Genomic DNA, 22358 nt, shown 5'->3' with positions numbered 1-22358 from the left:
GAATGGCAACTTTAAAACTTAAAAATATTAATAAGATTTATGATAACAATGTACAAGCTGTATTTGATTTTAATATCAATGTAGAACACAAAGAATTTATTGTTTTTGTAGGACCATCAGGTTGTGGGAAATCTACAACTTTACGTATGATTGCTGGATTAGAAGAAATTACTTCAGGAGAATTATATATTGATAATGAATTAATGAATGATGTTGCTCCTAAAGATCGTAATATTGCGATGGTTTTCCAAAATTATGCATTATATCCTCATATGAATGTATATGATAATATGGCATTTGGATTAAAATTACGTAAATTCCCTAAAGATGAAATTGAACGTCGTGTTCAAAAAGCAGCAGAAATTTTAGGATTAAAACCATATTTAGATCGTAAGCCAAAAGCTCTTTCAGGAGGACAAAGACAACGTGTTGCTTTAGGACGTGCAATTGTTCGTGATGCTAAAGTGTTCTTGATGGATGAACCTTTATCAAACTTAGATGCTAAGTTACGTGTTACAATGCGTTCTGAATTAATTAAATTACATGAGAGTTTAGATACAACAACTGTATACGTTACCCATGACCAAATTGAAGCGATGACAATGGCTTCACGTATTGTTGTAATGAAAGATGGGTATATTCAACAGATTGGTGAACCTAAGGAAATCTATGACCTTCCAAATAATATGTTCGTAGGTGGATTTATTGGTACACCTCCAATGAACTTTATTAAAGGTAAATTTACTGAAAAAGGTACATTTGTATCTGGTGATTTTGAAGTTGAAATTCCAAAACCAAAAGCTGACTTATTAAAAGCTAAAGGATATGAAGACAAAGCAGTTGTATTAGGTATTAGACCAGAACATATTACTGATAAACCATTAGAATTAGAAGCTAACGCTAAATCACGTTTAACATTTAATGTTGATGTAGCTGAATTATTAGGTTCAGAAACAATTATTTATACAGATTTAAATAAACAGAGAATCGTTTCAAAAGTAGATGCTCGTGCAGACTTGAAAATTGGTTCTAAGGTAGATTTAGCATTAAAAATGCAACATTGTCATTTCTTTGATCCAGAAACAGAATTACGTATTCGTAAATAATAAAATAGGACTTGCCATCTGGCAAGTCTTTTTTTATGAAATATTTTGATATAGAAATACGGTATCTTCACTAAGAGTTAATCCTTTTTTTTGATAAAATTGAAATGCTGGTATACTTTTTTCTGTAAGTAAAGTAATTGTTCTCACTTTTTCTTTTTGTAAGTTTTGTACCATATAATCATATAATATACTTCCAATCCCTTGATTTTGCATCGTATCATCTACAAAAAATTCCTTGACGAAATATTCATCACCTTGCCACCATTTCATAATATAACCAAAACAAATACTGACAATAGTAGAATTTTTAGTTGCTACAAAACCTCTAAATCCTGGTGTTTGAGATAAGTCAGTTAAGTATGATTTAGCTCTTTCAAAAGAAGGCCACTTATCATTCCAAGGTTCTTTTTCAAATACTTTTAAAAATAGAGCTACATACGCATCGATTTCTTGAACGTTATATGATTTTAATTCCATTGCTTCTCCTTTTCAATTTATTCTGATTATATTAAAAATATATTCACTAATCAGATTGTTTTTCTTGTTTGTATAAAATCTCTAGTGAATTTATCTCATCAAATGTGATTAGATTTTTTTCAAATGCTTCAGATAGTTTGATAAATTTATTATCCTCTTTTATATAGTACCCTAATTCTAAATCACATCCAGTATAGGTTAAATAATAGGTGTGTGTATCATCTTCGGTAATCAATTCTGTAGAAGCTAGCTTGCATATGTGATTTTGGCTATTATAATAACTACGATAAACAACGAATTGACCGATTTTCATATCGGTTTTTTTATAATTCAGACGAGAACATCTGACATTAAAAACAAAAATCCAATGATTACTAATATTCTTTTCAAATTCTCACATCCCCTTATTTATTTAGTTATATTTCATATTATATCATATTGTATGAGGAATACTTAATAAATTTTGTGTAATCTATTCTTATTCTTACAAGTAATTTGTATTAAAAAATGATATAATGGAGTAAAAAGATTTAGTGGGTGATTTTATGTTAAAGATTCTAACTGGAAGAGCTGGTAGTGGAAAAACAACGATGATGATGAATGAAATAATCAATCGTTTAAATGATGATAGTGACAATAAGAATATCGTGTTATTTGTACCTGAACAAATGTCTTTTCAAGCTGAATATGAAATTGCGAAAAAAGTAAAAGGTAAAACTTATAGTCGTTTACAAGTATTTAGTTTCAAAAGGCTAGCTTATAGAATTTTTTTGGAGGTTGGAGGACTTAATAAAACCTTTATCAATGATATTACTGTTCATATGATGATAACAAAAATTATCGAAGAAAATAAACAGCGTTTTTTATTGTACAATAAATTAAGTGCTAATTATAGTTTTGTTCAATTAGTGCATGATGTATTAAAAGAATTTAAAAGTTATCAATTAACACCTGAAATAATTGAACGTTTGATTTTAAATAAAGATATGGATGAAACGTTACGAAAAAAATTACATGATATTTCAATTATTTTTTCAGAGTTAAATCAAATTTATGGTAGGAATTTAATTGATAATGAAGATTTTTATAATGAATTAGCTGAAAAGATAAAAGAATCTGCTTATATTAAAAATGCTGATATTTATATTGATGGCTTTCATAATTTTACATCTGTGGAATTAAATGCGATTTTTCAAATGATGAAAACAAGTTCTTTATTGACTATTTTATTTACTTTAGATAACTCAGAAGTTGAAGATATGTCAAGCGCAGATCATTTATTTAATTTACCATACAGAACGTTTATGAAAATTAAAAATTTCGCACTTGATAACAACATAATAATAAATATTAATCACTTATCTAATGATTCATTAAAGCGATTTAACTATCAACCATTAGCTTTCCTAGAAAAAAATTATAATCAAGAGGCCACTTATCAGGAAGATGTTCATTCAATTCGTGTGATTGAAACAGAAAATCCAACATCTGAGGTACATGCAGTTGCCCGTTTGATTTATAATGATATCCTAAAAAATAAGACTACTTATAATGATTATGTGATATATATTAATAATCAAGAAGTCTATTATCCATTGATTCATAATATCTTCTCACTTTATAATATTCCTGTTTTTATAGATGATCAAAAATTAATGTTAGACCATTCTTTACTTAATTTTATAGATGCTGCACTTGAAGTAATTAAAACTAATTTTAGTTATGAATCTATTTTTAGGGCTATTAAAACAGAAATTTTTATTCCAACAGTTTATAACGATGTGAAATTAACAAAAGAAAATTATTATCGTATGATTTCAGATTATCGTAACAGAATAGATTTATTAGAAAATTATTGCTTGTCACATGGTATCAAGGGGAGTGATTGGGAAAAGATTTCATGGGATATTGATATTTATAAAAAATTAGGTGAAAAAAATAGGGAAAAAACCAAAAAAGAAGAAATATTACAAGTTATCATTAATGAAACTAAAAATGAAATTAGTGATATCATGTTGCCTTTTAAAGAAAAGTTTAAGCAGGCTAATTGTGTTAAAGAAAAAGTCGATGCTATTTATCAATTATTAGTTGAATTAAATGTTGAAACGAAACTAGAATTATATGAAAAAGTTTATGGACTGGTAAATAATAAAGATGTTGATTTAAATGAAAGTAAGAAACATAAACAAGTTTATAATAACTTAATGGATTTGTTTGATGAATTAGTTGAGGTATGTGGTGATTATGAAGTTAGTACCGACGAATTTATAAAAATCTTGCGAACAGGATTTAAAGGGATGAAGTTTGCGATAGTACCCCCAGCTATAGATCAAGTGATGGTTGGTACTTTAAAAAGATCTCGATTTGAGATGATGGGTCATTTTGATGATCCTAAATCTATTGGAGTTAAAAAGGCTATTGTATTAGGAGTAAATGAAAATGAAATTCCTAAAATCCAAACTGAAAGTGGATTAATTACAAGTGAAGAACGAGAATTTTTATTGAATGAAGAAATTGAACTCATGCCAACAGTTGAAACGGTGTTTTTAGAAGAATATTTTATTATTTATACGGTATTATGTTCAGCAAGTGATGAGTTAATATTATCTTATACTTTATCCAGTCATGATAAAAAAGAAGCTTATTCTTCAGAAATAATTGAAAAGGTTAGGAAATTTTTTCCTAAATTAAAGGTAGAAACAATATATGATTTCCCAAGTGGTGATGAAGATAATATCAATTATATAACAACTAAAACGATGTCATCTAAGCTTATTTTACAGTCGATTAATTTACTAAGAAAAGGTTATGAGGTTCATGATATTTGGAAAGCATTATATGGCTATTACAAACATAATAAGTCATTAAGAAGTAAGTTGTTTGGGGTTACTTATCTAAATGAACCCACCAAACTAAATCATGAAAATATTAAAGAAATCTATGGTGAAACCATTACCGCAAGTATTTCGAGTGTTGAAAAATTCAATAGTTGTCCTTATGCTTATTTTTTAGATAAGGGACTAAAATTAAAAGAAAGAGATATCCAGACAATTAAGCCAATGGATGTTGGTGATTTATACCATGAAACGATGAAAGAAGTAGCCATTCGCTTGATTAATCATAATAAAATGCTTCATGAGTTATCTGTTGATGAGATTAATAATTTTGTCAACCAAACTATGGATGACTTTTCTTTAAAGATGCAACGGAAGTATTTCTTGAATAATAAAGGAAATCAATATTTACTTTACAAAATTAAACAATCATTATTAAAATCACTACAGACCATGCGTTATCAATCTAAACATTCCCAGTTTAAACTATTCGCTGTTGAAGAAAAATTTAGTCATGATGCTAAGAAATTAATCGTAAAACCACAAAAACTTTCTACAGGTTTTGAGATGCGACTAAAAGGATATATTGATAGAATTGATGTTTCAAATCTAGATGATGACCATTTTATTAGAATTATTGATTATAAATCTGGGAACCGCGATATCGATTTTACGAAAATTTATCATCGTTTAAGTTTACAATTGTTTACCTACTTAGATGTTGTGCTAAAAAACTCTTATGCTTTATTTAATAAAGAAGCAAAACCAGCAGGTGTGTTATATTATCATATACAAAACTCTGAAATTACAGCCGATAGAGAAATGAATGATTCTGAGATTTTATCAAAACATCATGAACAATATAAAATGAATGGTTATACCTTAGGTGAAAAATCAGTATCAACATTGTTTGATGATAAATTATCTAGTGATGGTAAATCTGATATTGTTAAGGTAACTTTCACGAAAAATGGTTATCATAAAACGCAATCGAAAGTGTTAGGTTTAAAGGAAATCAATGCATTAAGTCATTATTCTAACCAAGCGATAATTCAATCGATGGAAGAAATGACAAGTGGTAAATTGGATATTAAACCTGTGATGTATCAGAAAATGACACCTTGTAAATATTGTGAATATCATTCGATTTGTAAATTTGATGCTAAATTAAAAGAAAATAGATATAAAGAGATTACTAAAGTCGGTGATAATTTTGAAGTAATTGATAAAATTGTGAAAGAGTTTGGAAGTGATATAAATGAGTAGTGTGAAATTTACGAAAGAACAATTGAAAGCAATCGAAACAAGTGAAACTAATTTATTAGTGTCTGCTAGTGCTGGAAGTGGGAAAACAACTGTTTTAATTGAACGAATTTTAAATAAAATTAAAAATGAACATTGGAATATTGATGAATTATTAATTGTCACTTTTACAGAAGCAGCAGCGTTTGAATTAAAACAGAAACTAAGAGTTACAATAACGAAGGAATTACTAGCAGATAACAGTAATATACATTTAAGAAAACAATTACCTAAACTTGCAAATGCGCATATATCAACATTTCATTCGTTTTGTAATCAGGTATTAAGAAAATTCTTTTATTTAATTGATTATGACGCTATATATAAAATTAGTGATGATGTTGAAATATTTATGATTGCTAGAGAAGCATTAGAACAATTATTTGAAGAAAGTTATGAAAAAAATGATGCACATTTCATGCTACTTGTAAATCGTTTTTCACCTAAAACACATGATGACTTTTTAAAGCGTTTAATTACTGATTTATATTTTAAAATGCGAACATTACCATTTAAGGAACAATTTAAGGAAGAAATTTTAAATAGATATCAGGTCTCTGAAACATTAAGTTCATGGGGTTATTACCCATTGGTAATAAAATCGATTAATAAAAGATTAAATGAAGCAGAAAACTATTTTAAAAAAGCAAGTGTCTTGGCAAAACAATTTAATCATCCTTATGGTGATCAATATCAAGAAGACATTAAGATTTTAGAGACTATACGACAACGTCTAAGTGGCCCATTTGATCAAGTATTTCTCTATTTAAAATCTGTTAAATTTTCAACTTTACGTTCAAAATGCGATGAGATTGATGAAATGAGTAAAGAAGCTATTAAAAACTTTCGTAATAATGGGAAAGAGATTATTACGAAAAAACTGGGAAAAAAATATTTTCTCTATAGGGAAAAGAGTCAAGTTAAATTTATAAAAGAAAATAAATTGGTACTTGAAGCATTATTTTATGTAATGGATTTATTTGACGAACGTTTTAGTCAGTTAAAGAGAGAGAAAAATCTTGTTGATTTTAGTGATTTAGAGGAGATGACTTTAAAAATATTAACTAGTAATAATTTTGATAATGAAGCAACTAAATATTATCAAAGTTTATTTAAGGAAATATTAATTGATGAGTTTCAAGATACCAATTCAATGCAAGAAACTATTATGAAAGCAATCGCTAAAGGTAATAATCTATTTATGGTGGGGGATGTAAAACAATCTATTTATCGTTTTCGTTCAGCTGAACCTGAGATATTTCAAACAAGATATAAACAATATCAAATCCATCAAAATGGGGAATTAATTAAATTAAATGCAAATTATCGAAGTCGAATGGAAATACTTGATTTTATTAATTACTTATTTCATCAATTAATGGATGAAGAAGTTGGTGAAATTTCTTATGATGATGCTAGCTTAGTATTTGGTCAAAAGGATTATTTGAAGAAAACATTAGATGCATCGTTTATCTCTTTTCATCTTTTAGAAAAAAGGAAGATAAATGAAACTAAAGATCAAATCCTTGAGAAAAGAGAAATTGAAGCCCGTTATGTTGCCCAGCAAATTAGACAGTTAATGGATAATAATACATTAGTATATGATAACAAAATGAAAGATTTGCGACCTGTAAAATATAAAGATATTGTAATCTTATCACGAACTAAGAGTGACCAAGATACTTATCATGATATCTTTAAGACTTATAATATTCCTTTTTTAACCGCAGAATTATCAGGTTACTTTAATTCAATAGAAGTTTTAACAGTGACTTCAATTTTAAAAACAATTGATAATCCATTACAAGATATTCCATTAGTCGCTACATTACGAAGTCCTATCTTTCAAGTTAATGAAAGAGAATTAATTAAGATTAAAACAAATAGTTATTCAGATTATTATTATGATAAAGTATTAGATTATATTAAAAAAGGTAAGGATGAGGGTTTAATTGATAAATTAACCAATTTTATTGAACAACTACAAAATTGGCGAGAAAGTGTAAAGAATGAACCATTATCTGAACTGATTTTTAAGATATATCATGAAACGAATTATTATGATTTTGTTTTAGGACAAATAGGTGGTAAACAAAGACAATCAAATTTAGATTTATTATTTGAACGAGCAAAGCAATATGAACATCTAACATCAAATAGTTTGTTTAAATTTATTCAATTGATTAATTTTTTAAATGAAAATGATAAAGATTTACCACAAGCAAGAACTGTGAGTGAAAATGAAGATTTAGTTCGCTTTATGACTATTCATAAATCAAAGGGGTTAGAATTTCCTATCGTTTTTATCACGAATTTAAGTAAAAAATATAATACAGAAGATGAAGTATCGCAAGTATTATTTGAAAAGGATTTAGGAATTGCTTTTAGTTATTTAGATATTGAGAACCGTGTTAAATATGAAACGCTCTATGAATGTCTGATTAAAGATAAATTACGTCATCAAATGTTAGCTGAGGAATTGCGTCTTTTATATGTTGCTTTAACTAGAGCGAAAGAACGATTGTTTTTAGTGGGAACGGTTGATGATTTCGAGAAAGAAGCGAAAAAGTTAATTCATATTTCTTCACTTAATGAGATTGTATTACCAAGTGAAGAAAGACAAAAAACGGATTATCTAAGTTTAATTATGTTAGCTTTGACAAGACATCCTTCATTTAAAACTTTATTAAATAGTGAGGAAACATTTTATTTCAATAAGTTAAAAATACCACAATGTGAGGTAAAATTAATAGCGTCATTAGATGTTGATAAAGTTATGAAAGAACATTCTAGTACGTTTGATATTGATTATAAGGAATATATGCATACTTTTAGTGAACGTCTAAATTACTGTTATCCTCACTTTGAAAAAACGATTCATTTTGCGAAACAAACCATAGCTGATATTAAAAGAGTTAATAGCTTAAGTAATCATCAAGATAATATCATGTTGAAAACACCAAAATTTATTGATATAAATCGAGCAAACGCTACTTTAAGAGGTACAAGTTATCATATGTTTATGCAACACCTTGATTATCATAAAACTTACACTGCTGAAGATTTGAATAATTTAAAAACACAATTGATTTCTAAAGAAATTATGAGTGAAGACCAACTGGGGTTAATTGATTTAAGTAAGATTGAACGTTTCTTACATAATGAGATTGTAGAAAAAATAGGTGAAACTGATAAAATCCATAAAGAAATGCCTTTTACCACTTTAGTAAGCAGTCATAAAGTTTATCCTGAATTAAAGGAAGATGTAGACATATTGATTCAAGGGGTTGTGGATTTATTGGTAGAGTTTGAGGATGATTGTATATTAATCGATTTTAAATCAGACCGTATAAATGATACAAAGGTAGATATTAATAGATTGAAAAAACAGTATGAAACACAAATTAGCGTTTATAAAGAAGCGATGGAGCATATTTATCCCCAAAAACATGTTATGGCATATTTATATTTATTTGAAATAAACCAATTTATTAAGATGGATGTTTAAAAATATTAAAATTTAATAAAATAATTAGCGTAAAATATTTACTATATTTACATATTTTAATTAATTTGATATAATATATAATAATTATAATTTACAATTCAAGGAGAGTGTTGTTATTGTGGAGGACCCGTCGGTCTTTAGCTATTTACTATTATTTATGCAAGGGCAAGTAGATGTATCTACTTTTAAGAGTATCATTAGTTATTTACTACTATTTTTACTATTGATATTATCAGCATTTTTTTCATCTAGTGAAACTGCTTTTTCAAGCGTTAATCTTATTAGATTAAAAAATGCTACTGATGAGGGAAAAAGAGGGGCTAAAAAAGCTCTATATGTTGCAGACCATTTTGATAAAACATTATCAGCGATTCTTATTGGTAATAATATTGTCAATATCGCAACAGCATCTTTAGTGACCATTTTATCAATTGATGTATTTGATAAAACTAAAGGTCCTATTGTAGCTACATTGGTTACAACCGTATTTATCTTAATATTTGGAGAAATATTACCAAAATCATATGCGAAAGAAAATTCATTAAAATTTTGTGTGCGTTTTGGTTGGCTTTTATTAATCTTTATTCGTATATTTTATCCATTTGTATTTATTATCATGAAGATAAAAAATGGATTATCAAATATCTTTGAAAAAAATAAGGATAATAGTTTACCTTCTGTTACAGAAGATGAACTTGAAGTCATAATTGATACCATGGAAGAAGAAGGCGTAATAGAAGAAGAAGAAAAAGAAATGATTCGAAGTGTTTTAGATTTAAGTGAAACTAAAGTTTATGATATTATGACCCCACGTGTTGATATGGTAGGTGTCTATTGTGATGACGAAATAGATTTCATTAAAGATTGTTTCTTAAAAGAAAAATTTTCACGTATGCCTGTTTATATGGACTCAAAAGATAATATTATTGGAATTTTATATCAACGCAATTTCTTTGAAGCTTTAATCACAATTAAGGATCAAAGTCAAATTAAAGTAAAAGAATTAATGCGAAAGCCTATATATGTTCCTAAGTCAATGCATGTTGATGACTTAATGGAATTACTCCAAAGAAATAAGCAACATTTAGCAATAGTATCTGATGAGTATGGAGGAACCTCAGGACTTGTAACAATGGAAGATTGCTTAGAGGAACTTGTAGGTGAAATATATGATGAACATGATGAAGAAGAATTTGAAATTAAGAAGTTAGATGAAAATAATTATATCGTCAATGCATCAATTTCATTAGAAGATCTATTTGAGGAATTAGAGTTCGGAAAAGCACCAGAAACCCATTATAATAGTGTTGGTGGTTGGCTATATGAAAAGTTAGAGGAAATACCTATTGTTGGAGATCAATATGTGTATACATCTTTAATTAAAATTGAACATGATGTAACTACAATTGATGCTGACGAGTATTATGAATTAATTTTAACGTTTACTGTTAAAGAATTACATAACAGACGCATGAAGAAAATCCATTTAGAAATAAAAAGATCAGAATTAGATGGAGATAAGAATTCTGAGAATAATGATTAAAAAGACCTTTATAGGGTCTTTTTTTTATGTTATTTAATCAAAATTTAAAAAAAATTAATTTTTTTTAATGTTTTAGTTGCATTTTGTATAAAAACTGATATACTATAATTGTAACAAAACATTGTTACGTTAGAAAAAAATAAAAAAAGTTGGAAACTTTTGATAAAAAATGAATATAATGAATATCGGGTGTGCAATTTTGGAAATAATATTAAAAATAATTTAAAAAAAATTAAAAAAAGAGTTGTATTTTTAAAAAAAACTGATATACTATAAGTGTAACAAAACATTGTTACATTAATATGAAGTAAAAAAAGAAAAACTTAGAAAATAAATTATAATTAATTGGAGGAAAAAATGATGATGATGGATGATTACTTTCAAGTTAAATTAGACCAATACAAAGAAAATATTAAGAAGTTAGAAAAAGAAGAAAACCTTAGAAATAATAGGAGGGAAAACTAATGATAATGGATAGTTACTTAGCTCAAGTTAAATTAGAACAATACAAAGAAAATATTAAGAAGTTAGAACAAAAAGAGAACCTTAGAAAGTAAAATATCACCGTAATAAAAGGGAAATTTTTATGAAAGCATTTTCATCAAAGAATATTTAAAAAAGTTACAAAAAACTGTTGCATTTTTAAAAAAAACTGATATACTTTTAAATTGTGTGTTTAAAACAAAAAAAATTACTTATATAAAGATAAATATAAAGGGGTGAAAGAAAATGTATAATAGCTTAATTCAAACTAGATTAGACCAATACAAAGATCAAATTAAGAAGTTAGAACAAAAAGAAAACTTAAGAAAATAGTTTAAAGATAAAAGGAGGGAATAAAGATGACGCTTGATAACTCAATTCAGGTTCGAATAGACCAATACAAAGATCAAATTAAAAAGTTAGAACAAAAAGAAAACTTAAGAAAATAGTTTAAAGATAAAAGGAGGGAATAAAGATGACGTTTGAAAACTCAATTCAGGTTCGAATAGACCAATACAAAGAACAAATAAAAAAAGTAGAACAAAAAGAAAACTTAAGAAAATAGTTTAAAGATAAAAGGAGGGAATAAAGATGACGCTTGATAACTTAATTCAGGTTCGGATAGACCAATACAAAGAACAAATAAAAAAAGTAGAACAAAAAGAAAACTTAAGAAAATAGTTTAAAGATAAAAGGAGGAAATAGAAATGATGAATGATCACTTAATTCAAGTTCGGATAGACCAATACAAAGAACAAATAAAAAAAGTAGAACAAAAAGAAAACTTAAGAAAATAGTTTAAAGATAAAAGGAGGAAATAGAAATGATGAATGATCACTTAATTCAAGTTCGGATAGACCAATACAAAGAACAAATAAAAAAAGTAGAACAAAAAGAAAACTTAAGAAAATAGTTTAAAGATAAAAGGAGGGAATAGAAATGATGAATGATCACTTAATTCAAGTTCGGATAGACCAATACAAAGAACAAATAAAAAAAGTAGAACAAAAAGAAAACCTTCGAAAATAATTATTATATTAAAGGAGGGATGAAGATGATGGATGTTTACTTATTTCAGGTTAAATTAGATAAGTATAAAGAAATAATTAAGAAAGTTGAGCAAAAAGAAAATCTTAAAAAATAAAAAAAAAATTAAAGGGAGGAAAGAAAGATGATGGAAAATTATTTATTTCAGGTTAAATTAGAGCGTTATAAAGAACAAATTAAGAAGATAGAGGAGAAAAATAAACGTAGAATATAATTTGTTTAAATAAAATAATAAATGGAGATGAAATAATGCTTGATAACCTATTAACAAAATTTATATAAAAAATCCTACTAATCAAATTGTCAGTAGGATTTTTTTTATGCTTTTATTTTACTTCATTATTTTTATTATAAATTTCGATTAATCCATCATAAATAAGATATCTATCAATTTTTATTTGATGTAAACAATGCGGAATGATATGTTTAGCTAATCCTCCTGTTGCAACAGCGAAACATTTTTTATTATATTCTTTTTCAATTCGATCTATCATTCCATCTATAGCTGATGCATTTCCATAGACAATACCAGATTGCATTGAGGTAACTGTCTCTTTTTCTATTACCCGTTTTGGAGCTTTTATATCAATATGAGGTAGAAGCGCTGTTTTTTTAACTAAACCAAATAAACTTGTTTCAATACCTGGTAATACAGCTCCGCCATGAAAGGTATTATGGTCTAGTAAGGTAATAGTAGTTGCTGTTCCCATGTCAAAAATGATACATGGTTGTGGATATTTTATCATGGCTCCCACAGCAGAAGCTACTAAATCAGAACCTATTTCTTTAGGATTGTTTAAACGAATATCTAATCCTGTTTTTACTCCAGGACCGATGATGAGTGGATTAATCGTTAAATATTTGGTAGAAAAAGTATTTAATAAATTTGTGATAATTGGAACTACTGATGCGATAACAACACCATGAATTGGATATTTTGATATTAAATTATTTAATATAATAGAATATTCATCAGCTGTTTTATTGGTATCAGTTTTAATTCGCCATCTATCTTTTAAGGTATGTTCTTCATAGACAGCAAAACTAATATTACTGTTACCAACATCAAATAATAATAACATATCTTACACGTCCTAACCTAGTCTTTTATTAATTCATTTATATTGTCTTGTTTATTTTTAGCATTAAGTGCTCTAATAATTGGAGTTGTAATTATAGAACTAATTACCGCTTCAGAAATAACTATTACAAGTAGCCCTGATAATATTGCGAAATTAATGGTATAAGTTTGAGCATCCCCTTCAGCAGGCACAAATGTTTTTGTCTTATTAAAATGTACTAATAGTATTGTTCCAACAACTAAAATGGAATGTAATATTGAGCCAAATAGAGCAGTTATTGCAACTCGTACGTTTGGATTGACTATTCCCTTTAATCCTTGATAGATAATGACCGTCAGATACGCAAACGCTATGCGTGGTAGAATAGATACAATTGGGTTTTGAAAAAATAAATCCATAACAGCTGATGGTCTAACGTAAGCTGTAAATAATGAAGCCAAACCAAACATAAGGCCTGTTAATACCCCCAATTTTTTACCAAAATAAATGGCAGCAATAATAACAGGAATATGTATTATGGTTGCATTGGTAAATCCTAAAGGTATAAAACCTAACCAAGGAACTTGAGACATAACGATAATAATCGTTAAAAATAAAGCTAAATAAACTAAATCTTGAGTCTTTTGATTTCTCATCAAATCTTCCTTTCCAGCTCTTAAAAAAGATGCCGATAAAATAATATTTTTTTTTACTTGTCTGACTTATTCTTAATATCAGCAAGATTTTGAATTCTAAACAAACAATGATTAAGCAAATAATGTTATTTCTTAATCGTTGTTTGTCAGTATTATTATATTATTAATGAAACTAATAATCAACCTTTATATTATAAAAGTTTCTTTTTCAAAAAAACAATATATATCTAATAATATATTGTTATGAGTGTACATGCTGATATTTATTAGCATTAAATTTCCATATTTATCTTTAAAAATCTTTTAATAAGTAAATAAATAGTCTTTTTCTATTTTACTACTTAAATGATGATTTTTATGATTGAATATTTTCTTTTTCTTTAATCCACCTCATTTATTTTTATATTCGATTTATACTAAAAATAAATAAAAGAAAAGGATGAAAAAAATGAAAAAGTTATTTCAAACGATATATTCGATAAATGCGATATCAGAGTTAAAAAATATTAAAATAAGTAAAAGTTTATTTCTATTAATAATATATTCTTTATTTTTAAATTTTGGGTTAGCCTTTTCTATCATCCAAATGGATACATTTGATCCTACAATAATATCAAAAGAAATCTATCAAGGATTATCACGTGATCATGTTAATCAATTACCTAATTGTCAGGTAATCAATTCAAAGTTAATATGTAATTCAAGTGATGTTTTTACACAGGAGTTCAATAATTTCAATTTAGTCATTAATCCTCAAAATGATGATAGTTTAGTTCAACATAAAACCAATATCCTCTTTTTAAAAGATAAAATATCAATTGTTAATGATACATCAACCTATGACTTAAATTATCAACAATTCAAAAATGTTGATTTCAATTCTTATAAAAAGACAGAGTCAAAATATGTAATTGATGATTTATCAAATCGTTTGTTTTTAAGTATAAAACCTTTAATTTTACTTCCTTTACTATTAACCATTTATTTGATTGTTGTATCATTGAATATAATCTTTATTTTAGGATTAGCAGGTTTAGGAACACTTCTTAATATTGGGAATAAACACCCTCTAAGTTATAAACAATTATTAAATATCGTCATTCTTTCTTCATTAACACCAACCCTTATTTCCTTTTTTGTGAGTATAATAATATCTCCTATTTTCGGTGTTGTTATATATAATTTTTCCTTAGCATTATTCTTTTTATATGTTTATAAAAATGTAATAAAAGGTAATTTTATCTAAATCGTTTCATCTAATAATATTTACATATAATATTTTTGAAAGCAAATGTATAAGCTATTCAAACTATATAACTACATAGTAGAAAATCAAAATTACTTAAATATTATTCCGAAGGGGGAATAGAAAACATGAAAAAAATAATATCGATTCTATTTATACTAACCATTGTATTAGGAATACAAGCATGTAGACGAGTTGGTGTAACAACGACCGTTGAACCTTATTACAAGTGGAATGTTGACCCAGGACAATGGGATGAACAAATAAATGAGTATCGTCCGGAAACTGGTGCTAAATTAAAGTTATGGGTTGATAATGCAACTTGGGCAGAGGCATTAATTGCTGAATATAATAAATTTTTTCCAGAGGTACCTGTTACTTATGAGGTGGTTGGTTCAGTTGATACACGTGCCAAAATGGAACTAGATGGTCCGGCTGGTCTTGGTGCAGATGTATTTGTTATGCCACATGATCATATTGGACAAGCATTAAGAACAAATGTTATAGGTCCTATTGGTCAATATGAAGAATTAGTGAAAGACAGAATCATTGAAACTTCAGTTCAAACAGTTACTGCTACAAAAAATAATGAAGAAAAAATTTATGCATTCCCTATTGCTGGTGAATCACTCGCATTATTCTATAATAAAGATATAATTGCAGAAAAAGGCGAAGAAGTAGCTAGTACTTGGGAAGAAATTAAATCCCAAGCAGCTAAATACAATGATATTGATAACAACTTTTATTGGATAGGAATGGATGTTGCGAATGCTTATGATATGCACTTCATTGCAACTGCACATCATTATGAATTATTTGGACCAACACATAAAGACCCAGATCAAATAAATTTTGCTTCACCTGAAATGATTAGTGCTTTAGAGTGGCATCGCAATTTTAGATTAGAAGCTTTAGATGTAGAATCTGGCTCTTTATCGGGTGATAATATCAAAGCAGTATTTGAAAATGGACAAATGGCTTATATTCTAGATGGTCCTTGGGATATTCAACGATATAAAGATGCTGGATTAAATTTTGGTGTAATAAAAATACCAACTATAAATGTAAACGGTGAAGATTCTCAACCTTATACTTTTGCTGGAAACCAATTAGCTGCAATTTCTACCTTTACAAAATATCCTGCAGCAGCACGAACTTTAGCTAATTTTATGGCCAATATATCTGGCTCTCAAGTGATGTATGATGTTACTGGTAAACTTCCAACATTAAAAGATACGACTGCTATTGAAGGATTAGCTGATGACCCATATTTAAAAGGAATTATCGATCAAATGCAATTTTCACAACCAATGCCAACTATTTCTGAAATGGGTTATTACTGGCAATTTGCTGGCGGTATGTATGGAAATGCATGGAATGCACCAGAAGGAATAACACCAACACAAGCAGCACAAAAAGCAGAGAAAGATTACGATGATGCACGAGCTTTAAATCAATAATTGTGATATGGTAGTTTAAATTTAGTTTTAAAAAGACTTGGTCATGTAATGCCATGATCAAGTTCTTTTTATAAGAAAGTAGGTGTACTTTACTTTGAATACCTTAACAAGAATTGAAATAGAGAAATTAAAAAGTGATCATAAAGAAAATTTAAGACAAATTAAAATAAAAGCAAATTCTGATCTTAACAAACTATTAGATAAACATAATAAGGAAATAATTGCTTTTAAAGAAAATAATGTAGATCAAAAAGAACAAGAAGTTAATAAAAGTAGACACATAGAAGAAATAAACCAATTGAAAAAGAATCAACAAAGTTATTATGAAGAAATCAAAAATAAACAAGATGAAAACATAGATTTACTAAACAAACAGTTAGATGAGAAAATAAGAAAATTAAAGATAACTAAACAAGAGATTAAAAAAGTAAAAAATGCTAAAATTAAACAATTAGAAGCAGAAATTAGTTCATTAAAATCTAATATGGAGAAAGAAATCAAAGTTAATCAAAAAGAAGTAGATTCAAAGATTGAAAAAATAAATAAGAAATATCAATCTATATTGGGGAAAACTGAACTTTCAAAGGAAGAAGAAAAACAGTTCAAAAAAGAAAAGAAAGAAGAACTGATAGAGGTTAAATTAAGTTCTTTTCATATTAAACAACAATATCTTGAGAAAATAAACCAAGTAAAAATAAAGATAATGGAAGCAAAAGATGAAATTCGGTTACAAGGAAATGAAATCTATTATTCCCAAATTAGTAAAAACACACCAAAATTAAGAGGTTTAGCATCATTTTTTATTTGGGGTTTAGGACAAATTCAAAATAAACAAGTAATAAAAGGTTTAGTATTCTTATTTTTTCAAATTGTTTTAATCGCAATAGAAATATTCTCTGGGAAATATATTCCTTACTTAACAGGTGCACTTAATAAACTAGATATTCGAGATACTGGTATATTTGTTAAAGGCATATGGGGAGTTGTTACTTTAGGTACACGAGAAGATGTTTATTCAGATATTTATTTTATTCCAGGTGATCGTTCAAATCGTTTATTGATTAATGGCTTAATTGCTATCCTTATTTTAGTAATTTTTCTTGGTATCTATATTTATAATATTATGGATGCCAAAAAGAGCTGTGAAAAACAAATTAAAACTAAAAAAATATTATTAACTTCACAATACTTACATGAATTATGGGAAGGTTCTTTTGAATATATCGTAATTCTACCTGCATTAATTTTAATGATTTTCTTTTCAATCATGCCAATTATCTTTGGCTTAATGGTTGCATTTACTAATTATGGTGGGAAACGGTTATTATTATTTGATTGGGTTGGATTCGATAATTTTGCTTTATTAACAAACTTTGGTAAATCGGGTACAGGCTGGGGTTATACATTTATTAACGTTAGTTTATGGACCATAGTCTTTGCTATTTTTGCTACGATAACTTGCTTTTTCGGTGGATTAATACAAGCTATTATATTAAATAATAAACGGGTTATTGGAAGAAAGATATGGCGGACAATTATTATTTTGCCATGGGCAATTCCACAATTAGTGTTACTACTTGTTATTAGTAATGCCTTTAATAGTCAATTCGGATTAATCAATAATTATTTACGTGAATGGGGATTAATGAGTGTATTTCAAGATTTAGGATTAACGAATCAATCGGGGGTAATAGGCTGGTTTGATGATCAAGGGAAACCATGGTTAGCAAAATCAACCGTTATCTTAGTTAATATGTTTCTAGGAACGCCTTATTACATGGCATTAATGACTGGAATTATGACTAGTATTGATAAAACAATGTATGAGGCAGCTGATATAGATGGTGCAACTCCTAATCAGAAGTTTTGGAAAATTACGCTTCCAATTGTTTTATACATGACAGCACCACTCTTAATTATGTCATTTGCGTTTAATCTAAATAATTTTGGTCTCATTTATTTCTTAACAGGTGGAGGACCTGGTAATATCCATTTTGCTGGTAATGCAGGAAGTACAGATATTTTGATTTCATGGATTTATAAATTAACCACAGATTCTGCTAATCCAATGTATAATATGGCAAGTGTGTTTAGTATTATTATCTTTATTGTTATTGGGTCATTCTCTGCTTATAACTTCACAAAGACAAAAGCCTTTAAAGAGGAGGACATGGTATAATGAGTGCATTTTATAGTATATTAATTATATTCTTATCGATTGTCCTTGTTGTGACAGTGATGAGTTTAGCGATAGAAGTAACTGATAAAAAAGGACGAGGTAAATTACTTGGATTTTTATATACCGGTGTACCATTCTTTTTAGGGATAATCATCTTCATTGTTGGTGAAATGGTCATTAATACGGTTAGACAAACCAACTATCCATTTCCATTATTTACTGCTATACTTATGGGAATAAGTTTACTACTTGCGTTTATTCCTATCTATGTTATCAAACCAATAAACGAATCAAAAATGGGGTCTGTTAAAAAATTATTATCTTTTAAAGAAATATTATTAAGATTTCTCATTTACTTAGAATTGACTACAATCTCATTGATAATTTTAATTCCTGTTATATGGGTTATTGGTGCTTCTTTTTCTCCGAAAGGAGGAATTGGTTGGCACATATGGCCAGATAAACTTTCATTACATCAATATCAGGAGTTACTGGTGAACAAAGTAAAAGGGACCGAAAGACCAAAATACGAATTTGTTAATTGGTATAAAAATACTTTGTTGGTCGCAATTGTAACTTGTATTTTCTCTGTTATCTTTGTGACAATGGTTGCTTATGTATTTGCAAGATTTAAATTTAAGGGAAAGAAATTTGGTTTATTAGGTATTTTGATACTTCAAATGTTTCCATCTTTTATGGGATTAATCGCTTTATATAATTTGTTTGTCACATTTGGTTTTAATGATAAGCCAATGGCTTTAACATTTGTTTATGTATCAGGTGCAATTCCTTATAATGTTTGGTTAGTTAAAGGTTATTTACAAAACATTCCAAAATCGCTTGATGAATCGGCAATGATTGATGGCGCTAGTAAAATCAAAATTTTTACAAAAATAATTTTCCCATTATCTTCACCAATCATAACCTTTTTAGCGATTTCAATGTTTATGAGTCCATGGATGGATTTTATGTTACCACGAATGGTTATTTCATCAAATAATAAACAAACCTTAGCGATAGGATTATATAATTTGATAAATAATAAAGCACAACAATTCACCTTATTTGCTGCTGGTGCTTTAATGGTTGCTTTGCCAATTACGATACTATATTCCTTACTTCAAAGATATCTTATTGAAGGTATTACAGCGGGTGCTAATAAAGGATGATGGGGAAATGGTGGCAAGAAGCCGTTGTTTATCAAATTTATCCAAGAAGTTTCTATGATAGTAATAACGATGGTATTGGTGATATACAAGGAATTATTGAAAAACTAGATTATCTAAAGAATTTAGGGGTAACGACCATTTGGGTATGTCCATTTTATAAATCACCCATGGATGATCAAGGGTATGATGTCAGTGATTTTTTTGAAGTATCAGAAGATTATGGAACATTTCTTGATTTAAAAAATTTAATTGATGAATTACATAATCGTAATATGAGACTTATTATTGATTTAGTATTAAACCATACATCAGATGAACACCCTTGGTTTATTGAATCAAGAAAATCTAAGGATAACGATTACCGAGATTATTATATTTGGCAAAATGGTAAAGAAGATGAGCCACCAACGAACTGGGAGTCTTTTTTTGGTGGGTCTGTATGGGAATATGATAATTCCACTGATGAATACTACATGCATATTTTCAGTAAGAAAATGCCGGATTTAAATTGGAATAATTCACATATGCGTAAAGATATTTATAAAATGATGCATTGGTGGTTAAAAAAAGGAGTGGATGGATTTCGGGTGGATGCGGTTGCACATTTGGACCGAAACTTTAATTTTCCAAATCATCCGGTTCCTTCAGGTCGTGATTATTCCCCTTGTTATTATGAATTTTCAAACAGGCCAAAAGTTCATGAGCGGATTCAAGAAATGGTTGATGAAGTATTATCTAAATATGATGTAATGACCGTTGGCGAAGCCGGTGGAGCTAGTATAGAAGATACTTTAAAGTATTGTGCTTATAACCGAAATGAATTTAACATGTTAATATCTTTTGATCACTGTTGGGTTGATGTAGATGATGCATCGGCTGAGTATGTTCCTGGTAAGTGGACATTTAAATCGTTACATTTACCTGATTTAAAAAAATCATTAGCGAAGTATCAAATAGAATTATATGGTAAAGCTTGGAACACCTTATTTTGGAGTAATCATGATCAACCACGAGTGCTCTCACACTATGGAAATGATTCTGTTGCTTATAGAAAGATATCAGCTAAAATGTTAGGGACAGTGTTATATTTTATGGGAGGAACACCATTTATTTATCAAGGTGAAGAGATTGGTATGACAAATGTTAGTTATCCTAATATTAATGATTATAAAGATGTAGAAATATTTACTCTATATAATGAAACAGTATTAAAAAATGTAGCGACAAAAGAAGATATATTAAATAGAATTCATAAACGGTCACGAGACAATGCAAGAACACCTATGCAATGGGATAATTCTCAAAATGCTGGATTTAGTCGTGTAGAACCATGGATGAAGGTTAATCCAAATTATGTTGATATTAACGCAAGAGATAATTTGCGTGATAAAGATTCGATTTATTACTATTATCAAAAAATATTTGAAATTAGACAAAATACAAAGTGTTTTATATATGGAAAATTCAAACTATATTTAGAAGATGATTTAAATATATTTATGTATACAAGAAGTTTTGAAAAAGAATGTTATTTAGTACTTGCTAATTTCTTTGAAGATTATATTAAGGTAGAAGTTCCAAACAACTTGGTGAAAAAAGATGCTTCTATTATATTAAGTAATTATGAAAAACAACCTTTAAATAATGAGATACATTTACGACCTTTTGAAGCAATTGTGTATCGATTACAATAAAAAATCCTCATTTAAAATGAGGATTTTTTCAGGTGTTTTTGTATAATTATTAGGTTATTTATCATATATTGTAGTAGGGTGGTGTTATAATGAAAGACAATAAACCGTTACTGTTTATCAATAGTGCTCAATCAAGTCAATTAAAAGGTCAAAATCAATATGTATATGATAGTCGGTTTGATAATAGTAACCAAAAATTTATAAGAGATTATAAGAAAGATGTCAGACCAGCAAGAGAAGAAAAGAAAAAACAGGATAGAGAAGAAGTGAAAACTGAAAATACTAGAAAAAGAACCTATGAAGAAAGAAATTCTAATATTAAATTAGATCAATCTTTTAGTAAAGAAGATGAAATAAAGAAGAAAAAGTTAATGAATAAAATGGTCTTACTGAACAAAAGAGCAAATTTAGGACGTTATGTTTTAGTATCTATTGAAAAAAATAATCAGTCTATTGAATGTTATTTTATAAAATTATTAGAAAAATCAATAATAGTTTCTATAGAAGATAAAGAACAAGAAATATTAATGCAAGATATTGAAGATATTATCATTTTGAAGGTATAAAAAAATCTTATTACTTTTGAAGTAATA

Annotated in this window: 14 protein-coding genes; 10 read left to right on the top strand and 4 right to left on the bottom strand. The window is 27.7% G+C overall.

Translation table 11 applies throughout. The annotated features are described in order from the left end of the window. Window positions 1-2: 2 nt before the first annotated feature. Window positions 3-1106 carry a sn-glycerol-3-phosphate ABC transporter ATP-binding protein UgpC gene (gene ugpC / locus KHQ81_10075; protein QVK17230.1) on the top strand — a complete coding sequence of 368 codons (1104 nt, stop codon included), beginning with the start codon at window positions 3-5 and terminating at the stop codon, window positions 1104-1106. Window positions 1107-1139: 33 nt separating this feature from the next. On the opposite strand, the gene KHQ81_10070 is transcribed toward ugpC, so the two are convergent. Together KHQ81_10070 and KHQ81_10065 are read right to left on the bottom strand one after the other, a co-directional pair. Beyond that, window positions 1140-1583, bottom strand: a complete 444-nt coding sequence (locus KHQ81_10070) for a GNAT family N-acetyltransferase (GenBank protein QVK17229.1) — start codon at window positions 1581-1583, stop codon at window positions 1140-1142. A 46-nt stretch (window positions 1584-1629) separates the two neighbouring features. Beyond that, the gene (locus tag KHQ81_10065; protein QVK17228.1) at window positions 1630-1896 is read right to left on the bottom strand and encodes a hypothetical protein; all 267 of its coding nucleotides are present in this window, start codon (window positions 1894-1896) and stop codon (window positions 1630-1632) included. 232 nt (window positions 1897-2128) lie between these two features. Between KHQ81_10065 and addB the strand changes: the two genes are divergently transcribed. The 3 genes from addB to KHQ81_10050 all read left to right on the top strand — a co-directional run bounded on the left by addB (window position 2129) and on the right by KHQ81_10050 (window position 10770). Continuing rightward, window positions 2129-5683 (top strand): helicase-exonuclease AddAB subunit AddB, encoded by a 3555-nt coding sequence (addB, locus tag KHQ81_10060; protein QVK17227.1) that lies wholly within the window; start codon window positions 2129-2131, stop codon window positions 5681-5683. Further along, window positions 5676-9227 (top strand): helicase-exonuclease AddAB subunit AddA, encoded by a 3552-nt coding sequence (addA, locus tag KHQ81_10055; GenBank protein QVK17226.1) that lies wholly within the window; start codon window positions 5676-5678, stop codon window positions 9225-9227. The genes addB and addA overlap by 8 nt, the downstream gene beginning before the upstream one ends. 157 nt (window positions 9228-9384) lie before the next feature. Then, window positions 9385-10770, top strand: a complete 1386-nt coding sequence (locus tag KHQ81_10050) for an HlyC/CorC family transporter (GenBank protein QVK19617.1) — start codon at window positions 9385-9387, stop codon at window positions 10768-10770. Window positions 10771-12626: 1856 nt separating this feature from the next. Here the strand turns inward: KHQ81_10050 and KHQ81_10045 are convergent. Further along, the gene (locus KHQ81_10045) at window positions 12627-13382 is read right to left on the bottom strand and encodes a type III pantothenate kinase (protein ID QVK17225.1); all 756 of its coding nucleotides are present in this window, start codon (window positions 13380-13382) and stop codon (window positions 12627-12629) included. 17 nt (window positions 13383-13399) lie between these two features. Then, a complete protein-coding gene (locus KHQ81_10040; protein QVK17224.1) occupies window positions 13400-14017 on the bottom strand; it encodes an ECF transporter S component in 618 nt (205 codons plus the stop codon). A gap of 448 nt (window positions 14018-14465) precedes the next feature. On the opposite strand from KHQ81_10040, the gene KHQ81_10035 reads away from it, so the two are divergent. From KHQ81_10035 to KHQ81_10010, 6 genes are all read left to right on the top strand, one after another. Continuing rightward, complete coding sequence (locus KHQ81_10035) at window positions 14466-15263, top strand: DUF1189 family protein (protein QVK17223.1); 798 nt, start codon at window positions 14466-14468, stop codon at window positions 15261-15263. A 128-nt stretch (window positions 15264-15391) separates the two neighbouring features. Next, window positions 15392-16723, top strand: a complete 1332-nt coding sequence (locus tag KHQ81_10030) for a maltose ABC transporter substrate-binding protein (GenBank protein QVK17222.1) — start codon at window positions 15392-15394, stop codon at window positions 16721-16723. A gap of 703 nt (window positions 16724-17426) precedes the next feature. Then, window positions 17427-18902 (top strand): sugar ABC transporter permease, encoded by a 1476-nt coding sequence (locus KHQ81_10025; protein QVK19616.1) that lies wholly within the window; start codon window positions 17427-17429, stop codon window positions 18900-18902. Between the two features lie 296 nt (window positions 18903-19198). Further along, entirely contained in the window at window positions 19199-20071 is an 873-nt protein-coding gene (locus KHQ81_10020; protein ID QVK19615.1) for a sugar ABC transporter permease, read from the top strand. Next, window positions 20068-21765, top strand: coding sequence for an alpha-glucosidase (locus tag KHQ81_10015; protein QVK17221.1), 1698 nt, complete (start codon window positions 20068-20070; stop codon window positions 21763-21765). The genes KHQ81_10020 and KHQ81_10015 overlap by 4 nt, the downstream gene beginning before the upstream one ends. 89 nt (window positions 21766-21854) lie before the next feature. Next, on the top strand, window positions 21855-22331 hold the full coding sequence (locus KHQ81_10010; GenBank protein QVK17220.1) for a hypothetical protein: 477 nt from the start codon (window positions 21855-21857) through the stop codon (window positions 22329-22331). Window positions 22332-22358 lie beyond the last annotated feature (27 nt).

The organism is Mycoplasmatota bacterium (assembly GCA_018394295.1).
Classification (GTDB): domain Bacteria; phylum Bacillota_I; class Bacilli_A; order Haloplasmatales; family Haloplasmataceae; genus JAENYC01.
This window is presented reverse-complemented; position numbering and strand designations above follow the sequence as displayed.